The 20394-nt window shown below is 33.7% G+C and carries 19 protein-coding genes; all 19 read right to left on the reverse strand.

All coding sequences use genetic code 11. From position 1 onward, the window contains the following. Nucleotides 1-29: 29 nt before the first annotated feature. On the reverse strand, nt 30-1109 hold the full coding sequence (carA, locus tag MWH25_RS06915; RefSeq protein WP_248626918.1) for a glutamine-hydrolyzing carbamoyl-phosphate synthase small subunit: 1080 nt from the start codon (nt 1107-1109) through the stop codon (nt 30-32). Between the two features lie 393 nt (nt 1110-1502). Further along, nucleotides 1503-1958, reverse strand: coding sequence for a NusG domain II-containing protein (locus MWH25_RS06920; RefSeq protein ID WP_248626919.1), 456 nt, complete (start codon nt 1956-1958; stop codon nt 1503-1505). Between the two features lie 103 nt (nt 1959-2061). Then, nucleotides 2062-2796, reverse strand: a complete 735-nt coding sequence (locus tag MWH25_RS06925) for an alpha/beta hydrolase (RefSeq protein WP_248626920.1) — start codon at nt 2794-2796, stop codon at nt 2062-2064. Between the two features lie 31 nt (nt 2797-2827). After that, nucleotides 2828-4108, reverse strand: coding sequence for a cation:proton antiporter (locus tag MWH25_RS06930; RefSeq protein ID WP_248626921.1), 1281 nt, complete (start codon nt 4106-4108; stop codon nt 2828-2830). Then, the gene (locus MWH25_RS06935; protein ID WP_248626922.1) at nt 4105-4563 is read right to left on the reverse strand and encodes a CBS domain-containing protein; all 459 of its coding nucleotides are present in this window, start codon (nt 4561-4563) and stop codon (nt 4105-4107) included. The genes MWH25_RS06930 and MWH25_RS06935 overlap by 4 nt, the downstream gene beginning before the upstream one ends. Continuing rightward, nucleotides 4526-5515, reverse strand: coding sequence for a 1-phosphofructokinase family hexose kinase (locus MWH25_RS06940; RefSeq protein WP_248626923.1), 990 nt, complete (start codon nt 5513-5515; stop codon nt 4526-4528). Before MWH25_RS06940 ends, MWH25_RS06935 begins: the two co-directional genes overlap by 38 nt. A gap of 180 nt (nt 5516-5695) precedes the next feature. Further along, nucleotides 5696-6883, reverse strand: coding sequence for an aspartate aminotransferase family protein (locus tag MWH25_RS06945; protein WP_248626924.1), 1188 nt, complete (start codon nt 6881-6883; stop codon nt 5696-5698). Between the two features lie 163 nt (nt 6884-7046). Next, entirely contained in the window at nt 7047-7916 is an 870-nt protein-coding gene (gene argB, locus MWH25_RS06950; RefSeq protein ID WP_248626925.1) for an acetylglutamate kinase, read from the reverse strand. Nucleotides 7917-8053: 137 nt separating this feature from the next. Continuing rightward, on the reverse strand, nt 8054-9265 hold the full coding sequence (argJ, locus tag MWH25_RS06955; protein ID WP_248626926.1) for a bifunctional glutamate N-acetyltransferase/amino-acid acetyltransferase ArgJ: 1212 nt from the start codon (nt 9263-9265) through the stop codon (nt 8054-8056). Nucleotides 9266-9287: 22 nt separating this feature from the next. Continuing rightward, nucleotides 9288-10325 (reverse strand): N-acetyl-gamma-glutamyl-phosphate reductase, encoded by a 1038-nt coding sequence (gene argC / locus MWH25_RS06960; protein ID WP_345947238.1) that lies wholly within the window; start codon nt 10323-10325, stop codon nt 9288-9290. A 495-nt stretch (nt 10326-10820) separates the two neighbouring features. Beyond that, nucleotides 10821-11000 carry a hypothetical protein gene (locus tag MWH25_RS06965; protein ID WP_248626928.1) on the reverse strand — a complete coding sequence of 60 codons (180 nt, stop codon included), beginning with the start codon at nt 10998-11000 and terminating at the stop codon, nt 10821-10823. 271 nt (nt 11001-11271) lie between these two features. Then, nucleotides 11272-12780: a DEAD/DEAH box helicase gene (locus tag MWH25_RS06970; RefSeq protein WP_248626929.1), complete on the reverse strand. Its 1509-nt coding sequence runs from the start codon at nt 12778-12780 to the stop codon at nt 11272-11274. A gap of 179 nt (nt 12781-12959) precedes the next feature. Continuing rightward, complete coding sequence (locus MWH25_RS06975; protein WP_248626930.1) at nt 12960-13352, reverse strand: hypothetical protein; 393 nt, start codon at nt 13350-13352, stop codon at nt 12960-12962. A 255-nt stretch (nt 13353-13607) separates the two neighbouring features. Beyond that, nucleotides 13608-13997 carry a TIGR04086 family membrane protein gene (locus MWH25_RS06980; protein ID WP_248626931.1) on the reverse strand — a complete coding sequence of 130 codons (390 nt, stop codon included), beginning with the start codon at nt 13995-13997 and terminating at the stop codon, nt 13608-13610. Between the two features lie 141 nt (nt 13998-14138). Continuing rightward, the gene (locus MWH25_RS06985; protein ID WP_248626932.1) at nt 14139-14879 is read right to left on the reverse strand and encodes a CPBP family intramembrane glutamic endopeptidase; all 741 of its coding nucleotides are present in this window, start codon (nt 14877-14879) and stop codon (nt 14139-14141) included. Between the two features lie 62 nt (nt 14880-14941). Beyond that, complete coding sequence (locus tag MWH25_RS06990) at nt 14942-15829, reverse strand: RodZ domain-containing protein (RefSeq protein ID WP_248626933.1); 888 nt, start codon at nt 15827-15829, stop codon at nt 14942-14944. A 92-nt stretch (nt 15830-15921) separates the two neighbouring features. Then, the gene (locus MWH25_RS06995) at nt 15922-16659 is read right to left on the reverse strand and encodes a GntR family transcriptional regulator (RefSeq protein WP_248626934.1); all 738 of its coding nucleotides are present in this window, start codon (nt 16657-16659) and stop codon (nt 15922-15924) included. A gap of 40 nt (nt 16660-16699) precedes the next feature. Then, the gene (locus MWH25_RS07000) at nt 16700-19108 is read right to left on the reverse strand and encodes an FtsK/SpoIIIE family DNA translocase (RefSeq protein WP_248626935.1); all 2409 of its coding nucleotides are present in this window, start codon (nt 19106-19108) and stop codon (nt 16700-16702) included. 184 nt (nt 19109-19292) lie between these two features. After that, complete coding sequence (locus tag MWH25_RS07005) at nt 19293-20231, reverse strand: Na/Pi cotransporter family protein (protein WP_248626936.1); 939 nt, start codon at nt 20229-20231, stop codon at nt 19293-19295. Nucleotides 20232-20394: the final 163 nt, after the last annotated feature.

Genomic DNA, 20394 nt, shown 5'->3' on the forward strand with positions numbered 1-20394 from the left:
GCTGTTAATTATTCATTATTCAATGCTTTTTATGCTGTTTTTTCAAGCATCATCTCTAAAAACTTAGTAAATAAGAACCCAGAGTCCTCTGGCCCTGGTGCCGCTTCAGGATGGTACTGGACTGAAAAGATAGGTAACTGCTGATGCTTAATTCCCTCTACAGTTCCATCATTTAAGTTCAGATGTGTTACCTTAACATCTGATGGTAAGCTATCTTTCTCTAACGCATAGCCATGATTTTGCGAAGTAATAAAGATCCGACCACTGGATAAATCTTTAACCGGCTGATTTCCTCCATGATGACCAAACTTCATCTTATAAGTCTTCCCTCCTAAAGCAAGCCCTAATACATGATGGCCTAAACAAATTCCACTCAATGGTAAGGCACCAATTAACTCCCTAACCATCTCTACAACTTCAGGAATATCTTTAGGATCACCTGGCCCATTCGATAACAAAACTCCTGTCGGATTTAATCTTTTAATCTCTTCAGCACTAGTAGTGGCAGGAACCACTGTTATCTGACAGCCTAACTGTACTAAAGAATCCAAAATACTGCCCTTAACTCCCAAATCGACTACAACTAAATTATGCTGAGCAGAGTTTGAACCTAAAGTATAGATCTTATCTGTAGTAACCTGCTCAACTACATCACTTGGAAATTGACTTGCTTTAGCCTTCGCAATTAAAATCTGTGGGTCACTCTCTTCAGTAGATATAATCCCCTGCATCATTCCTTCTTGGCGGATATGCTTAGTCAAAGCTCTAGTATCGATGCCCTTAATTCCAATAATATGATGCTGAGCTAAATACTGACTACTTCCCCCTTCAGACTTCCAATTACTTGGCATATCACAGTCCTCTTTAACTATAAATCCTGAGACTTGAACTTCAATTGATTCTGTATCTTCACCATTAACTCCATAATTTCCAATCAATGGATAGGTCATCGTCACTAATTGACCCTTATAAGAAGGATCGGTTAAGACTTCCTGATACCCGGTCATACTAGTATTAAAGACAACTTCACCAGTCACTTCACCCGTTGCTCCAAAGGATTGGCCCTCAAAATACCGTCCATCCTCCAAAGCTAAAATAACTTTTTTCATCACTGCTCAACTCCCTTACAAGTAATAATTTATCTCATCTTATTTATCTGCAACCTTCTTGTTAAATAATTATACATTAAAATGTATGTTTATTCAAGCGGTATGAAAAAATTATTCATTTAATTGATATATAGCTTAACTTCAATTTACAATGTACAATTGACAAAATTGACAATTAAAACCTTTAAATCTTATAACCAAAATCAATCAAAGCTTATTATCACAAGGTTTTTCAGAAAACTTAAGCTTTTAAGAACTTGATCTTTAATTGTAAATTGTACATTCCGTCAATTGTCAATTGTGAAGCTATATTGTAATTTAGTATAACTTCTGAATTTATAACAAAATAAAAAAGGACAAGTTGGAATTTAAATTCCAACTCGTCCTTTATTATTAAAAAGTCATTACATCAATATCCTGTTCTGTTTCTGTTTCCTGAACCGCTTCAACTGTAACCACCATCTTAATTGGCATTGAAACGATTATCTGATAAGGTTGACTAATCCAACCCATATCATGATGAATTGGCAAAGGAGAAATTTCTTTATTCAACCGATCCAATCTTACTTCTCCATCCTTCATCTTTAAAACACCTTGATACTGCTCACCTTCAAAGCTAAAGTCAAACTCTATCCGTTCTAGCTCTTCAGTTTCAAGTAACTCATGCCGATAAACTTCTTCATTATCCGTAGTAACAACAACCTCTTTAGCAGCATCAACTTCTTTCGTTATTACTTTAGGGGTCAGTACTATCATTGATAAACTGATCAAGATAACTAAAACTACAACCACTCTGTCCGCAACAGTCATTATCTTATTAACTTTATCTAACCCTAGCTTTTTTATCATCAGTATCACCATCTCGGATAATTATTTTCTTCAGATTCCTCTTGCTTATTATATAATATTTGTCTATCAAAATAAAGACCTAACAAAAGTATTCTTAATCAATTTATTTCTCTAAAAAATTGATTATCCGATGATGAATCATCTCTTTTTCTGAACCTAAAGTAACTACATGTCCAGAATTTTCTAGCCATAATAATTCTTTTTGTTGACTACTTATCTGTTCATAAATAATCTCTGCACTAACCGATCGGACCGTCTGATCTAGCTTAGATTGAATAATTAACGTCGGACATTCGACTTGTTCTAAATCATTCTTAGCCAATTTTATTAGCTTTAACAGACTGGGCACTGTTTTAATCGGTGTAGCTGAATAACCAATATCATATATTTCATCTTCTAACTTCTCTCCCCCACTAGAATAATTAAAACGTTTAAAATACTGTAGAACCGGAGTCAAATAAGCCAATCTATTTTGAATCTTAATTGGAGCAGCTAAGGAGACTACCTTATCTACTGCATAATTTTCTGCCAATATTAAGGATAATATCCCACCCATTGATAAACCTAGTACATACACTTGGTTATACTCTGTTTTTAACTGCTGATATTCCTCTTCAACTGCTGCTAGCCAATCCTGCCAATCTGTCTGCTCCATATCTTCCATACAAGTCCCATGACCTGGTAATAAGATTCCACTGACAGTATAACCCTCTTGGTGCAAGGCTTCCCCTAATAATCTCATATGACCTGGAGAGCCTGTAAATCCATGAATTAAAAGACATGCAGTTTGATTTCCCTCAAAATAAAATGGTTCTACATATTCAGAAAGGTATTCCATTCAAATCCCCCTATACAATTAACCTTAATTACTAAACATTAGTTTCCCCCGCCTTAGTAATTGCATGCTTAGTAGACAATGGTCCATAAACTTCACTCAAGATACTGACAAACAAGATAATATTAAAGATCAATAAACCAACTCTAGGATCATTTGCAAAGTCTTGTTGTACCCTATACGCCAAAGCCAAAGATAGACCACTCTGTGATAACAAACCCATTCCGATATGCTTCTTAATCTTCTCTTGGGCACCACCTAGCCAAGCTCCTAAATATGATCCTCCTATCTTACCACTAACCCTTAATAAAGTATATACTAAAGCAATCAGCAAAAAGATACCCGAAGTTAACGTTGATAACTGTATTTTAGTTCCTACTAGGATAAAGAACATAGCATACAATGGAATACTTAAAGTCTCCCTTTCTGCACTGATTTCTAAATTCTTACGAGCAAAATTTTGATAAGCAAAACCAACAGCCATATTAGTAAGCAATGGCGATAAATGCAATACTGTTGCACTTGCTGTAGCTCCAATTATTGTGGCTACTAATGTCAGTACTTTTTTAGTCTTATCATGCAAACTAGCCATAAATTTCTGAGAAATATATCCTAACAAAAGCCCGAGGATTACTGAACCTACTATCTCAACTATCGGAAATAAAATAACATTGCTAAAAGAAATTTCTCCTACCCCTGAATACTTAATCAAAGCAATTGGCTTAACAAGACTAAAGATGATCAAAGCTGCAGCATCTCCAAGACCTACAACAGCCATAATCATTGAAGTCAAAATTCCTTTAGCATCATATTCTTGTAGAACCATTACAGTAGAGCCAGGTGCACTTGCTGTAGCTAAACCTCCAAAAATTAAAGCAACATAGATAGGTTGACCTAACAACAATATACCTGAAGTCACTAATGTAAATGCTGCTAGAGCTTGTATAATCACTGTCCAAAAGATTGTCCGCCCAAAGTTTTTAAATATCTTAATTGAAAGTTCCGTACCGATAGTAAATGCAATAAATGATAAAGCTAAATCTGCTACATAATCGAAACTATTAATTGTATAAGCATACCATTCTTTTTGCACCTCTGTTAAAAAAGGTAGTCGTTCCACTAAACTGACACTCAAAAAGATTCCTAAAAATACATACCCCACTATAATTGGCATCCTGATTCTCTTAGTTAAAAGTACCATAATTAACCCTAAGAACATCAAACCACCAATTAAATAAATTGCTTTGTTGCTAGCTCGATTAAACATCATCCATTTTTGTAATTCTGTCAAAGTACTAACTGTTTCTAATGTCATTTTTCTGCTTCCTCCATTTCTAATAAATAACATAGTAGATCTGCTCGTGAAATATACCCTCTTAATTTTTCTTCATGGTTAACTACATATAGTCGAGACTCTTCATTTTCTAGCATGATTTCAGCTACATTATCCATTGAATCCGTTTCTTGAACAGCAGTTGTAGTAGGAGACATATATTCTTTAATTTTTCTCTTCTTAATCTCTTGCAAATTTTGTGCAGCATGATTAACTTCATACAATAATTTATGCATCTCTATGACTCCATACTGCTCAGGTAAAATATTCTTTAGCAGATTCTCACTATAAATTGTCCCTAAAAATCTATTATCTTCATCAACTATAGGTAATACACTTGCTTCAATTTTATACATAATTCTAATCACTTGATCAACAGTTTCGTTAGCACAGACTGAATTAAGCGTTCTCATCATATACTTTTTCACTAAACTCATCGATATCCACCTCAACTTCTTCAATAGTAATCCTGGCTAAACTTTCTTCAATCTGAGCTCGACCTTCAAGAAAGATCTCTTTTCTCTCCGCTACTGATAAAGCTGCTGCTCCAGCATATTTATTAGCCTCAACAAAATCAAATCCATTCCTAAAAACATAATCAAAAAAAGCTGCATGATAAGCCTCGCTTGCTCCTAACCAATTCCTTAACCTAAAATTCTTAGGACTCAATAAATAAACTTTTCTTTTATCAAAAATCAATTGTTTATTATGATATGGAACTATTGCATGAACTGCTCCTTCTTCTTGCAACTTACACCCTACACGATAATAATCTTCAAATCGCACTGTTCTTATATCCAATATCTTATTTATATGCCTAAAATAAGGTGCAACTACTTTTGGCTTCTCTTTTAAAGCTCGATTTAAAGACTCTCCACTAGCATGTAAATAAACTTCTTTACCTTCCTGATGACAAATTTTAATTAACTTTTGATAAATATCAAAATTAATTCCCTCTGGAACAGAACCAGCAATCATAATTAAATCACTATCTACAATTCCACGCTTAAATCTTTTCAGTAAGACTTCTATATCATTAGGTTCAACTCGATAAGTATAGTCATTATAATGGGTATACGTTACAGGGTTCTTACCGATAATAAAGATATTATTTCTCATTTCATTTTCTGTATAAATATAATTAGTAGTAACTCCATACTCTTGAACCATCTTCTCAAAAAACAACCCTTGCTTGCCACCAACAAATCCTATATTTTGAACATCAGCATAGCCTAACTTCTTTAAATTTATCGCACTCAACAACCCTCTTCCTCCAGGGGTTACTTTTATATTTTGTTCATGATAAATATATTGATTAAAATTGATATTATCCCGCTCCACAAAAAATTCTCTATCGATTGCTGGATTTAAAGTAACTGTTGTTATCATTGTCAGGTCACCTCACTTCATCTTTCTGATTTAGAAAATTTACATTATTAAATTCTAACTAGTCTATCTTTATTCGCTATCTTTCATTATATTACTCCTTTAGTTTTTTGTAAAGCTTATAACTAAAAATAGCACTCAGTTGAGTGCTATTTTCACAGTTATCTGATTCTGAAATTATTTTTATTCAGCTAATATCCGATCTAATGATTTAACTAATTGATCGACATCTTCTGTAGTAATGATCAGTGGTGGCAAAAATCTAAGTACATTCTCTCCTGCAGTCAGGGCCAACACCCCTCCATCCAACAGCTTCCCTACAACTTCTTTAGCACTAATCTTCAACTCTACCCCGATCATTAAACCTTTACCTCTGACTTCAACAACTGAATCATACTGAACAGCTAACTGCTCTAATCGCTCCCTAAAATAAGCTCCAACCTCTTTTACTTTCTTTAAGAAACCATCTTCTAAAATAACCTGTAATGTTGCATAAGCTGCTCGGCAAGCCAATGGATTACCACCAAATGTTGAAGCATGATCACCTGGTTTAAAAGCATCTGCAACTCTATCTTTAGCTAAAAAAGCACTGATTGGCATACCATTACCTAATGCTTTAGCCAAAGTAACGATATCAGGTTCAACACCATAAGTTTGATAAGCAAATAAGTCTCCTGTCCGACCAATTCCTGTTTGAATCTCATCAAAGATCAATAAAATCCCTGCTTGATCACATAACTCTCTTAAACCTTGTAAATATTCTTTTTGGGCTGGATTTACGCCTCCTTCACCTTGAATCGGCTCCACCATGATTGCTGCTGTCTGCTTTGTAATTGCTTTTTGAGCAGCATTTAAATCATTATAAGAAACATGCTTAAATCCTTTTGGTAAAGGGGTAAAAGCCTTTTGATATTTAGTCTGACCAGTCGCAGCTAAAGTAGATAATGTCCGACCATGGAAGGACTCCTTTGCTGTTATGACCTCGTATTTCTCTTGACCCTGTTCTTTAAAATATTTTCTTGCTAGCTTGATTGCTCCTTCATTCGCTTCCGCCCCACTATTACCATAAAAAACCTTATCACCACAAGAATTCTCAACTAATAACTTAGATAATTTAGCTTGAATCTCAAAGTAATATAAATTAGAAGCATGTAATAACTTTTCAACCTGCTCCTTGAGTGCTTCAGTTACTTGAGGATGCTTATAACCTAAGGCATTAACAGCAATTCCAGCAGCAAAGTCTAAATATTCAACCCCTTCATTATCATATAGACAAACCCCTTCTCCTCTTTCTAAAACAATTGGAAATCGCTTTCCAAAAACATTCATAAAATAATCTTGATCAGTTTGAATTACCTCTTCTTTTAGCATAATCTCCCCCCTGAAAAGCAATGAATAGATAATAATTAATATTTAATAGTTGAAACCTAAACCCTAAAAAAGATACTACCATAATTTTAATGCTTTTAATTATTAAATGCTTCTTTTACTATTCATTATTCAATATTCAATATTAAATATTAAATATTAAATATTAAATGCTCTTATTTGTAAGCATTGTTCCAATTCCACGATCAGTAAATATCTCTAGTAATAATGAATGAGGTACTCGTCCATCCAAGATATGAGTTTTATTAACTTTCGCTTCTAGAGCACTAATACAAGCCTCTACTTTAGGAATCATACCTCCCTGAATCTTATTGCCTTCAATCATTTTAGTTGCTTCTTTAATTGTCAACCTTGATATTAATGAATCCTCATCATCAGGGTCGGTCATAATCCCTTCCACATTAGTCAATAAGATTAACTTTTCTGCTTGTAAAGCTCCAGCTAATTTACCAGCTACCAGATCAGCATTAATATTATAACTATTCCCTTCTAAATCAACCCCTACTGGAGCTACTATCGGTAGATAATTACTGTTGATAATAGCTTTTAAGACTTCCGGATTAATCTGCTCAACCTCTCCTACATAGCCTAAATCAACATCATCTACCTTATATTTTTGAGCTTGAATCAAATTATTATCCTTACCTGATAGACCAACTGCTTTATTCCCTGCTAAATTGGCTAAGGAAACAATTTGACTATTTACTCGCCCAATTAAAACCTGTTCTACAACCTCCATAATCTCTTTAGTTGTAATCCGTAATCCTTGATGAAATTCACTCTCTATTCCTAACTTATCCAAAGTTTGATTAATTGCTGGTCCCCCACCATGAACAATCACTGGATTGACTCCCACGTATTTTAATAATGTAATATCTTTTAAGACTGATTTCATCAGTTCTTGATTAACCATTGCATTGCCACCGTACTTAATTACAACTGTCTTGCCAGAAAACTTTCTAATATATGGTAATGCCTCAATTAAAATATCCGCCTTCTCAATTAACTCCTCCACTATTCTCACCCATCCTTACTTAATTTAGTGTACAGTGTATAATTTAGAATTAACAATTAAAGTCACTTAACTTAAAACCAAAGAGATTTATAGATTTTTTAATTGTCCATTGTACATTATCAAATGTAAATTGCTCTTTAAGTATGATATTCCCCGTTAATTTCAACATATTCATAAGAGAGATCACAAGTCCAGACCTGGTCACTAGCCTCACCTAAGTTCAAATTAACCTCTAACTTTATCTCATCAGTAGCTAATAAGCCTTCCAACTCCTCTTCATAATTAAGTACAGTCTCATCCTGAGCGAGCAATAATAGATCATTGATTCTGATCTCCAATTTAACTAAATCAATATCTATACCACTAGCTCCAACTGCTGCTACTATCCGTCCCCAATTAGGATCTTCACCGAATAAAGCCGTCTTAACTAAATTAGAGTTTGCTATTTTTCTAGCAATGGCTTCTGCTTCAGATTCGGTTCTTGCTCCAGCTACCTCTACCTCTACAAATTTAGTAGCGCCTTCTCCATCCAATACAATCTGATGGGCCAACACCTTAGTGACATATTTTAAAGCTACTAAAAACTTCTGATAAGCTTGGCCCTGTTCTTGAATTGGAAGATTATCTGCTTGACCATTAGCCAAGATAGCTACCATGTCATTTGTACTTTGATCTCCATCGACACTGATCTTATTAAAAGAGTTATTAACTGCTTTTCGTAAAGCTTGATCTAGTAACTGAGCATCGATAGCTAAATCTGTCGTCAGAAAAGATAACATTGTCGCCATATTAGGCTCTATCATCCCTGAACCTTTAGCTATTCCTCCAATTGTGATAGTCTCTCCTCCAATCTCAACCTCTACTGCTAACTCCTTACAATATGTATCAGTCGTCATTATAGCTTCAGCAGCATGATTGCTTCCCGTTTCACTCAAATTAGCTGCTGCTGCCTTAATCCCTTGTTCAACCTTATCCATCTCTAAAAATTGACCAATAACTCCTGTTGAAGCAACCAATACTTGACCTTGCTCTAAATTTAACTCTTCTGCTGTCAACTCTTTCATTCGTTCAGCATCAGACCAACCTCGTTCTCCTGTGCAAGCATTGGCATTTCCACTATTGATCACTATTCCTTGCGTTAAACCATCCTGACAATTCTGTTGACTTAACTTAACAGGAGCTGCTGAACATTGATTAGTAGTAAACACAGCAGCCACCTGAGCCAACTTCTGGCTATAGATTAAGGCTACATCTTTTCCTTCACTCTTAATCCCTGCTTCAACTCCTGCTGCTAAAAAACCTTGTGGTGCAGTTACCCCTCCTGTAATCTCTTGATAATCTTTTGCCATTTAATTATCCCTCCCCAGTCATTTATAAATATAATCCAGTATCTTCTAAGCCTAAATCTTCTCTCCAACCAGCCATCAGATTCAAATTCTGAATCGCTTGCCCTGCCGAGCCTTTAATCAGATTATCGATCGCTGCAATAATAATCACTCGACCAGTAGCTTGGTCAACCTTAATCCCCAGATCACAGTAATTAGAACCTGCCACAAATTTTATTTCCGGTAACCTCCCACCAGACATAATTCTAACAAATCGATCCCCTTGATAAAACTTATTATAATAATCTATTATTGTAGATAAAGAAATATCTTCCTTCAAATCTCCATAAATAGTAGCCAAAATCCCTCGTTTAATTGGTAATAAATGAGGTGTAAAAGATAAATTAACCTCTTTATCTGTTAATAGAGATAATTTTTCTTCAATTTCAGAAGTGTGGCGATGATTAGCAACCTTATAAGCTTTGAAATTACTATCAACCTCACAGAAATGAGTCGCCAAGCTAACCTTTCTTCCAGCTCCAGTTGTTCCTGACTTAGCATCAATAATAATACTATCATCATTAATCAAATCCTTGTCCAACAAAGGAGCAAGAGCCAAAATGGAAGCAGTTGGATAACAACCTGGATTGGCCACTAGATCACTTTTAGCAATCTTTTCTCTATTTATCTCTGGCAATCCATAAACCCCCTGTTCCAACAACTGAGGACTATCATGTACTTGATACCATTCTTCATATCTTTCGAGCTGTTGATAACGGTAATCACCACTTAAATCAATCACCTTCAACCCTGCCTCAACCAATTTGGGAACAACTGTCATCGAAATCCCATGGGGCAAAGCAGTAAAAACAACCTCTGATTCCTCCTGTAATTGTCCAACATCCAACTTTTGGCACTCAACATCAATCTTAGTAGATAGATGAGGATATATATCCGATATCTTCTCTTCAGAAAAACTATTAGAAGTCAAAACCTGTAAACTTACTTGTGGATGTTCTGCTAATAATCTAACTAACTCTACTCCAGTATAACCAGTAGCTCCAACTACACTTACTTCCATAATTTAATCCCTCCTATTACATCACTAGTGCTCTCAGCTAAATCAAAGCTTGTTATTACAATGCTTCGCGAATAACTAAATTTCTCTGCACCCCCGTCTTAATGTATAATTTACAATGTACAATTGACAATTAAATTCAAAACCACACAATCAAAATACTAAAAAATCAATGTCTAGGGGCTAACAAACTGACTACTTCTTTGGCTTTCTAATATTTTCTTTTAACTGAAAGTACTCATCACTTAACGCTCTCAGTTCAAGGTATAGCCTTTCACGATTCTCAGCTAGATCTCTTAAAATTAAATAATTTTACTTTTAAAATTCTTAATTATTCATTATCGATTATAAATTATATTATTTATAACATTTTTCTTCAACTATAATTATTAATAACTAAATAGTTACTAATAATTATACAGAACAAAGAATAAAAATACAAGCAAAACTCCTACTTTCCTCAAAAATTAATTTCAAACAAAAGTCTGTTCAATCTTTAACTCACCCTTTCAATAACTGCACTCCTAAAAATAGACTCCCACCACCCGCAATAATTCCTAATGCCCAGTTAGGTACTAAATTAATAATCAAGCCTGCTCCAACTAAACATAACAAAAAACCAACTCCACTTTTTACCTTGAGACTATTGCGAGCCACAATCCTCTTCAGTTTAGTTAGCATACTATCCCCGCCTTTTTATTGAGGTATAATTACTATATGTAGTTCAACCTCAATCTGTGCAAGGGATTATGCAATATTATGGCACTTTCGTGCCATAATATTGAGTTGACAGTTTACGGTTTACAGTTTACAGTTGAAGAGCAATACCTTAAAAGTTTAAGACATTTAAAAAATTTTCTGCTTAAGGGTTTAGAGTGATTTTGAATTTAGATTTTTCTATCTACTGTCCACTGTCAACTGATATAAAGTGGCATTTTGCCACTTTATATCATTAAATTTGACCTTTGATCTCACTTTCAATAATACTTTTGATGATACTCTGTTCTAACGACTGCTCAGTCTCCTCTTTAACAACAAGATCCAATCCACCAATTACATCTTCAAATAAATTAATCTTCTTATCTAATAATTCTACAATCTGTTCTTCAATTGTATCTTGAGTAGATAAATTATAAATCTGTACATCCTTATCTTGTCCTAATCTATGCACCCGCCCAATTCTCTGCTCTACTTTCATCGGATTCCACGGCAGATCATAATTGATGATTGTACTACAGAATTGTAAATTGATCCCTTCTCCTCCTGCTTCAGTACTGATTAAGACATCACCATTTTCCATGAATAGGCGTTTGGCCCATTCCTTTTGGTTATCAGATAAATCTCCACTGAAAACAACAGGTTGAAATCCTTTATTATATAAATAATAACAGATATACTCCTGACTAGCTCGATATTCAGTAAAGACAATAACCTTTCCTTCAGCTTGGTTTAATATCTCTTCTACAACCTTAACTTTTTCATTTTCTTGTATCTTAATTGCTTGCTCCAATAAAGATTGGAGTTGATTTTGAATGGCACTATAACTCTTTTTTTGACACATTTTTTCTAAAGTTTGAGCTGCAGCATAAGAGCTACTACATACCTCACGTTGTAAGGTCAATAAATTAAAGATACTATTATGGTTAGGATTTTTTTGGTACTCTGCTTTAATTAAATCAGTTATCTGATCATAAAGTTCCTTCTCTTTAGCTGTTAAATCTAGTGAAATCAACTCTACTTCTCTAGCTGTAGCTTCATAACTAGCATCCTCTCTACGATTACGAATCATTACTTCCGACAAGGACTCCTGTAATTGATCTAAATTCTGTGCTTGGTGTTTGTCTTTAACATACTCCTCTTTAAACTGAGAATACTCCCCAAAAAGCTCAGGTCGTAATAACGATACTAAATTATACAGTTCCTCTAAATCATTTTGAATTGGAGTGGCAGTCAATAATAATAAATGTTTTTTAGGAATCTTATTAACAAATTTCCAATTCATCGTTTCAGAATTTTTAAGGCGTTGTGCCTCATCAACAATTACTAAATCAAACCCCCGCTCACAAATAACATCAGCATGTGGCTTCCTTTTAGCTTTATCCAATGAAGAAATAATTACATTAAAATAATGCCATCCTCTACCTTTACGATTATTAAACACATCAATCTTAAACTTATCAGTCAATTCATTCCACCATTGAAATCCTAAAGAAGCTGGTGTTAAAATTAAGCAAGTTTCTATATCTTCCCTGACTAGATATTCCTTTAAGATCATTCCTGCCTCTATGGTCTTTCCCAAACCAACTTCATCTGCCAATAAAGCTCTACCATTCATTTCATTTACTACTCGCTCTACTGTCTTGATTTGATGAGGCAAGAGTTCAAACTCTTTCTCCTGCCAATAATCTTGCAACTCCTCCATAGCTAATAATTCAGCTTCTTCTAGTATATCGATTGCCATTTCTCTCACCTCAATATTTGGTTCTATTATTTATTATTGTTACCTTAAAAACTTATTACATAAATTTAAATTAATGAAATATAGTCAATTTTAGTATTAATTTAAATTTATATTATGATTATTTTAAAGTATACTTTAAAATAAAATAACCCCAATAGATACATAGGTATCTATTAAGGTTAATTATTTCTTATCCATCCATCCTCTTTCAATATATAATATACCTCATCTTCATCAGTTTCTAAATCATCTAAGATACTTTCTAGCTCTTTAAATGCTGTTTCCAATTTAGCAAATTGCTCTCCCTTTATCTCTGCTAAGACTGATCGATCAGCATAATTAAACTGAACTTTAAAATCAGGCACTACCTGCTGTTCACCATTTTCAATAAAGATCTCCTTAAACTTTTCCCATAAATCTTTACCTAACTCCTCTAAAAAACCACTACTGATTGCTCCTAAAAAATACTTAACTATTATCAATAATGCCTTCTCACTTTCGATAAACTGTTTTTTCGATCTTTTTTGTAAACTCAAAAACCCCCCTTGAACTACTTCAGAAACATCATCCAATTCACCTTCTAGCTTAACTTCAACCTCTAAATATTTATCTTTAATCCTTATCCCCCACCCATCTTAATGTACAATTGACAATTAAATTCAAAATCATAAAAACACAAACACTTAAACCATCAATAATTGCAAAGCACCCTGAAACTAAATATTCACTCTTCCAATATTTCCTTTTAACTGAGAAGACTCTTGTACAGTTGAAAATTGATAATTGATAGTTGACAATTAAAAACCTTAAACCCCAACCTTTAAATACTAAACAGCATTGATCCCAATCATTCCACCTAAAGCTGAAACTACAAAGCCAATTACAACTCTAGCCACCAAACCTAAAGAAATAGTAATCGGTGTCCACAAACTACCTAGTAGAATAATAACAGCCATATAAATCAAACCTACTAGCCCTCCATTGAGCCAACCATTATTTTGAGCAGAATAAGATGAAACAAGCCCTCCTATAAATAGTGCTAAATAATTCAAAGCAAATAAAATTGTATTAACTGAATTACTTGCAATATTAGTTAAACTAATAATCACTCCTAAAAAAGCACTACTAGCCAACAAAATAATTAAACTTATTATTAATCCTCGCAAAATACTACTTGTTTTTATAAAAGACATATCACTCTGCGATCTAGTCATCATACTCCCCTCCATTTATTATAAATTATTCATCAAAAAATTAATTATGACTCCAAAGTTATTGTTATTATCTTCTATATAAGTTGAATTTATATAATTAAAAAAAGTGGCTACTTTAGCCACTAAATTTGATCCTTATCAAATTCAAATAACATCTAAATGCCATACAATATAAATCACAACAACCACCAATAAGTTCCAAACACCATGAGCTATAATAGAAGAATAGAGTGAATTAGTCTTATCATATAACCACGCTAAAATAACCCCTCCTACAAAAGTAGGTAAAAAAACCCACAAACTAAAATGGGCCAACCCAAATAAAACTCCATTTAAAATCAACCCTTTACTTTTACCTAATTTACTTTTGCAATATGGATAAACAAATCCTCTAAAAAAAATCTCTTCAGTAATTGGAGCAATAATTATAATTATAGAACTTTGCACTAAAAAAATTAAAATATTTTGAGAATTTAATAATCTATAAATAACTTGCTGGGCTGGTGCTTCAATCCCAAACAGATTAGAAAGCAAACTATAAAAAAAATTATTTAAAACTACTATCATTAAACAGATAATAATTCCGCTGAAAAGTCCATATTTTAAACTAACCGCAAAATTATCATTTTTTAAACCAAAATCCCTTAAAGATAATCCATATTTACTCAATACTAAAAATAATGTTATTCCTGCTAATAATAGAGCTTGAATTAAATTAAGTAATAACGGCTTAATCGATCTCAAATAATCAAGTTGCAAAAAAACATCTACTAACCATTCTAAACCCCAAAAAACCAAAGAGGTTAAGCCAAATGTTAATGATAAGATCAATATAATATCTACTAAATCCCATTTGACCTTGTAGTTATTTACAGTCTCAGCCATCCAAATACCGCCTTCCTAATACCACTTCCTTTTGTCTAAATCATATTCAAATCTATTATTGATTATTCTTGATTATCCTCTATAGCTGAGAAAACTTGAGTAACTACTTCACCTTCATTACCAAAAGGGCCATACCTTTCTCCATCTTTAACTACTACAACCCCTGCTGCATTACCAATTCTCACTTCAATCTTCCTACCTGAAAAAGAATTTGCTTCCTCAGTAACTGTAAAACCTTCAAAAACTTCTTCACCATCAACAGTAACTAGATACCATGTATCTTCTATAGTCTCAATTACTAACTCTAGCTCCTCAGTTTGAGAAAATTCTTTTTGCCCTCCAATTTGCTCTTCTATAAAATCGCTTTCTTCTTTAACGACTGAATCTATTTCAGATTCTTGCACTTCTATCACTTCTTCTGTTTCAGTTATATCCTCATTTGAATCTTCCTCTAAGTTTTGAATAAACTCTCCTTCATCTAGTTCTTCTTCAAAATTGCCAATAACCTGTTGAATCTTTTGGACTGGTTGAAAATCAAAATCTCCTTCTTCACTGCTAATCAAGTAATAAACCCGACTGCCTAAAAAACTAAATGAACCTACAACAAATAACCCAAATATTACTAAAGTAAGAACAAGTAATTTATTTTGATTTTGATCCATTTTATTGATTACTTTTCCCTTAAAAGTAACCTCCTGCTCAACCTCCCCTTCTAACTCCCCCTTAAATTTATTATAATCTGCTAAGATCTCTTCCGTATCTAACCCTAAATAATTACAATAAACCTTCAAAAATCCTCTTATATGAGTCTCTTGCTTTATCTGCTCAAAATTTCCCTCTTCAATTGCCTTTAAATGAACTCTTCTAATTTTAGTAGCATTTTCAGCTTCCTTTAAACTAACTCCTAATTTTTTTCTGCGGTCTTTTAACCTTTTTACAAATTCAGGCATTATATAATTCCCTCCTTAGGCACTTGTCTTAACATTTATTTCCAAAATATAAAGCCGCAAAATAAATTTGCGACCTTACGTTTCACTTCAAATCACCTGCGATTTCTTAAGACATGAAATTCAAATTTATCACTTCTAAAATAATTTCTAGAATACAAAACGGGATTATCTCGATCATCATAATGCATCTGCTTTAGTAATAATAAAGGAGTATCGATTGACAGATTCAACCTTTCAGCTAACAGTTCATCAGCTATGACAGGAACAATATCTGTTACAGCATAGGTAATATAAACATTACAATTCTGCTGCAAAAAATTGAACAAAGAAACTGTAAGCTGCTCTGAACTAAAATCATCTGGCAATAATTTTTGTGGTAAATAATCTTTACAGAAAGCAACTGGCTCCTGATTAGCAGTTCTAGTTCGTTGTAAAACTGCTAATTTTTCATCTCCAGTTAAATCAAGCTCTTGAGCTAAATCTTCTTCCTGTTGCTCTAAATCAATCTCTAAACCCACCGTTCCTGCCTTTAATCCCATTGCTTCAATCGTTTCAGTAATACTTATCAATTCTTCAATCCCACTTTTAAACAATGACAATTTCTCTGTGATAAAGGTTCCCACCCCTTGCCGTCGATTAACTTTTCCTTCCTTTTCCAAAACCCGTAATGCTTCTCGCAAAGTAGCTCGACTGACCCCAAAATTCTTAGCTAGTTTTGCTTCAGAGGGCAAACGATCACCAGGTTGAAAAATACCATCATCAATCTTCTCGTCAATCTTCTCCTTAACTAATATATATAATGGTCTAGAGTCTTTTCTTATTAAATTCATATTACGCTTCTCCTTTCTAGTATTCTCTATTATGATGCTATTACTTAGAACAATCATCCCCTAACATCTTTTCCATTTCTTCTTTACTGATCAGAACTTCTCGTGCTTTACTACCACGATGCGGGCCAACAATCTTTTCTTCCTCCATAGTGTCAATCATCCTAGCAGCCCGATTATAACCAATCCTTAATTTACGCTGTAACATAGAAATTGAAGCTCGATTATTAACTACTAACCTGACCGCCTTTTCATATAACTCATCCTTGTCATCCTCTAATTTAATCTCAACATCTTTATTCTTTAATTTAGCTATCTTACCAGCATACTCTGGTTTTTCTTGTTGTTTAATGAAATCAACTACTTGATTCAATTCAACATCAGAGATAAATGCACCTTGCAACCTCCGAGGTTGACTAGCATCAACTGGAGCAAATAACATATCACCTTTACCTAGCAACTTCTCTGCTCCCCCACTATCCAAAATAGTTCTTGAATCGGCCTGAGATGATAGGGCAAACGAAACACGCGTTGGAATATTGGCCTTAATTACACCTGTAATCACATCTACTGAAGGTCTTTGAGTAGCTAAAACTAAATGAATTCCTGCGGCTCTAGCCTTTTGGGCCAAACGACAGATAGCATCTTCTACTTGAGCAGCAGATACCATCATCAAATCAGCCAGCTCATCAATAATTACCACTACATAAGGTAGTGGCTCTTTATCATCAGCTTCAAGTTGCCTATTATAGCTATCAATCCCCCGTGCTCCACTCCCTGCAAATAACTCATATCTATTTTCCATTTCTTGAACAACCCAACGCAATGCTGACGATGCCTTCTTCGGATCTGTAACTACTGGAGCAACCAAATGGGGTATCTTTTTATAAATAGTCAACTCAACCATTTTAGGATCGATCAATAAGAATTTAACCTGATCTGGAGTCGCCTTATAAAGAATACTACTAATAATTGAATTAATGAAGACACTCTTACCAGAACCGGTCGCTCCTGCTACCAACATATGGGGCATCTTTGCCAAGTCGGCTACAGTAGGATTGCCATCTATATCCTTACCTAAAGCAATTGTCAGCTTAGATTTAGCTATTTGAAACTCCTCTTTTTCCAAAATAGCTCCTAAAGTAACTAATGATTGTTCTTGATTAGGAATCTCTATTCCTACAGCAGATTTACCAGGAATTGGAGCCTCTATTCTGATATCAGTAGCTGCTAATGATAAAGCAATATCATCTGCTAAATTTAAGATCTTACTGACCTTAGTTCCTGGTGCAGGATGAATCTCATACCGAGTAATCGTTGGCCCGTAATTAACATCCGTAATCTCTGCCTTAACCCCAAAATTATCGAGAGTTTCCTTTAAAATCTCAGTTTTATCAATAAATTCAGTTACCTCTTCTTGATCCACGTTCAACAAAGATAAATCTGGCAATTGATATTCATCAAAATCTAACCGCTCCTGTTTAATTGCAGCATTAGTCTTTAATTTTTTCTTAATTCGCTTTTTAGGACGGTTGTCCTTTCCGGTTACAACCTCTTGCTCAGTCTTATCCTCTTTTACTTTCTCTACTGTAGCAACTACCTCTTGCTTAGCCTGTAAATTATTTTTGTTAGTAGTCTGTTCTTTAGAAGTAGTATTATCTTTAACTTTCTTGGCCCTTTTAACCTTTCTTGCTTTCTTAGTTTTATTAAGCTTCTTAGCTTTCTTTTTCTGTTTATTAGTTGTACTCTTATTATCCAATTCTTTTTTTGAATCAGCCTGTTTTGAATTAGAATCATTTTTTTCTTTATTTTTTTGCCAAGTAGTAGTATCATCTTGCTTTAATTTAGCAAAAAAAGCCTTTATTGATGGAACAGAGCTGCTAATTTTGCCTGTTAAGCCTCCCTTTTTAGTAACAAGTTTATCCTTAATCGTAGTGATTATTTTTTCAGCCTTAACTTTAGCTTTTAATAATAAATTAATCAACAACACATCTGTCAATAATAATATACCTACTAAAAAAAGTGCAGCTAAGATAACATATGAACCTATTTCAGCAAATAATTTACGTGAAATATACAAGAAAACAGCTCCAACTATACCCCCACCACGCCCTTGTAAACCTGCTTCAAATTCATGAGGATGATCAACTCCTAAATGAGAAGTAATCAAAAAGCTCAATATAATAACCATAACTCCAACCATTCTGGAACTGATCTTGACCTTAACTTTGCTATTATAGATCATTTTAATACCCCATAATAGCAACAACAAAGGTACAGTATAAATACCTTGTCCAATTATAAACCTCAATCCCCGTGTTAAACTATCACCTATAATACCTGTATCTTGAGATAATAAATTAATTGTATTTAAAATAGCTAGTACAATTAAAAATATACCAAAAAGCTCATATTTTCTTTTAGATAAAATCTCTTGTAATGTCTCTTTCATCTCTTTTTCACCTCACATTAACTACTTCTACTTCCACTAAAAAATTCCTTCCTCAATCAAATACAAACAATAGCATTTATTCATGTTTCACTATGTTATTTTTTCCTGTTATCTAAAAGATATACAATAAAAAAATGGGCTCCGTCCATAGTCTAAGGTTAAGGTTAAGTAACCCATTTTTACTTTAATCTTCAACTAAATTAACTATTGCTTTAATAAAGACCCCTTTAATTGGTAGTACAATAATAGTATTATAAATATTAAATATAGTATGGGCATTAGCAATCTGACGTGGCAGACTTCTGCTTGTTTCCTTAACTAACTGAATAAAGAAAGGTAACACTGGCAATATAGCTATTACTCCCACAACATTAAATAAAACCTGTCCCCAAGCAGTCTGCTTAGCTGCTCGAGAACTACCTAAACCAGCTAACACAGCAGTAACACAAGTTCCAATATTACTTCCTAATGATATAGTTACAGCTAAAGGTAGACTGATCAAATTTAACTTAGCTAAAACAACAACCACTCCTGTTAAAGCACTACTACTTTGAATTATTGCTGTGATTATAATCCCTAAAATAATTCCTACCACAGGAACTACTGTAGCCTTTGTTAATAAACCAATAAACCATTCTGCTTGCTTAAAGTTTGCTAAAGTTAAAGCCATTAACTCCAGCCCTATAAATAAAATACTAAAACCTAAAATCCCTCTAGCAATATATTTTAAAACTTCCTTTTCAACTAAAAAATAAACTGCATAAAACAACAGACCAACCACTGCAATTACCCATAAATAATCCTCTAAATGAAAAGAGAGCAGTTGAATAGTAATTGTTGTTCCGATGTTGGCCCCCATAATAACACCAAAAGCTTGTTCTAATGATAATAGTTTAGCATTAACTAAACTAATAATAATTACACTGGTTGCACTACTACTTTGAATGATCATAGTTACTAAAATTCCAGTCATAATACTAGCTAACGTATTAGTCGTTAATACTTTCATTATTCTTTCTAGATTATCACCTGCTGCCTGATAAAAACTATTTTTAACCAACTGCATCCCCAACCAAAACAAAATAAGACCACCCAATAATTGAGTCATAAATATAACTATCAATTTAAAGACTCCTTTCAACTATCACTCCTTTCTAAAATATTATATAGAAATCCAGTTTATTCTTCTCAATACTAAAATTTCCGCTTAATTGATATAAAGTGGCACTTTGCCACTTTATATCAGTGTACAGTTTACAGTTGATATGGTTTCTATGGTTTTCACG

It is taken from the genome of Natroniella acetigena, from assembly GCF_023227745.1.
Lineage (GTDB): Bacteria > Bacillota > Halanaerobiia > Halobacteroidales > Halobacteroidaceae > Natroniella > Natroniella acetigena.

Bases quoted from the DNA above. Each gene is read 5' to 3' on its own strand.
- MWH25_RS06985 (WP_248626932.1), bottom strand. From the start codon at position 14,879: ATGGCTGAGACTGTAAATAACTACAAGGTCAAATGGGATTTAGTAGAT.
- MWH25_RS06980 (WP_248626931.1), bottom strand. From the start codon at position 13,997: ATGATGACTAGATCGCAGAGTGATATGTCTTTTATAAAAACAAGTAGT.
- argJ (WP_248626926.1), bottom strand. From the start codon at position 9,265: ATGGCAAAAGATTATCAAGAGATTACAGGAGGGGTAACTGCACCACAA.
- MWH25_RS06970 (WP_248626929.1), bottom strand. From the start codon at position 12,780: ATGGCAATCGATATACTAGAAGAAGCTGAATTATTAGCTATGGAGGAG.
- MWH25_RS06995 (WP_248626934.1), bottom strand. From the start codon at position 16,659: ATGAATTTAATAAGAAAAGACTCTAGACCATTATATATATTAGTTAAG.
- MWH25_RS06930 (WP_248626921.1), bottom strand. From the start codon at position 4,108: ATGACATTAGAAACAGTTAGTACTTTGACAGAATTACAAAAATGGATG.
- MWH25_RS06945 (WP_248626924.1), bottom strand. From the start codon at position 6,883: ATGCTAAAAGAAGAGGTAATTCAAACTGATCAAGATTATTTTATGAAT.
- MWH25_RS06965 (WP_248626928.1), bottom strand. From the start codon at position 11,000: ATGCTAACTAAACTGAAGAGGATTGTGGCTCGCAATAGTCTCAAGGTA.
- MWH25_RS06920 (WP_248626919.1), bottom strand. From the start codon at position 1,958: ATGATAAAAAAGCTAGGGTTAGATAAAGTTAATAAGATAATGACTGTT.
- MWH25_RS06935 (WP_248626922.1), bottom strand. From the start codon at position 4,563: ATGAGTTTAGTGAAAAAGTATATGATGAGAACGCTTAATTCAGTCTGT.
- MWH25_RS07000 (WP_248626935.1), bottom strand. From the start codon at position 19,108: ATGAAAGAGACATTACAAGAGATTTTATCTAAAAGAAAATATGAGCTT.
- MWH25_RS06925 (WP_248626920.1), bottom strand. From the start codon at position 2,796: ATGGAATACCTTTCTGAATATGTAGAACCATTTTATTTTGAGGGAAAT.
- MWH25_RS06940 (WP_248626923.1), bottom strand. From the start codon at position 5,515: ATGATAACAACAGTTACTTTAAATCCAGCAATCGATAGAGAATTTTTT.
- carA (WP_248626918.1), bottom strand. From the start codon at position 1,109: ATGAAAAAAGTTATTTTAGCTTTGGAGGATGGACGGTATTTTGAGGGC.
- MWH25_RS06990 (WP_248626933.1), bottom strand. From the start codon at position 15,829: ATGCCTGAATTTGTAAAAAGGTTAAAAGACCGCAGAAAAAAATTAGGA.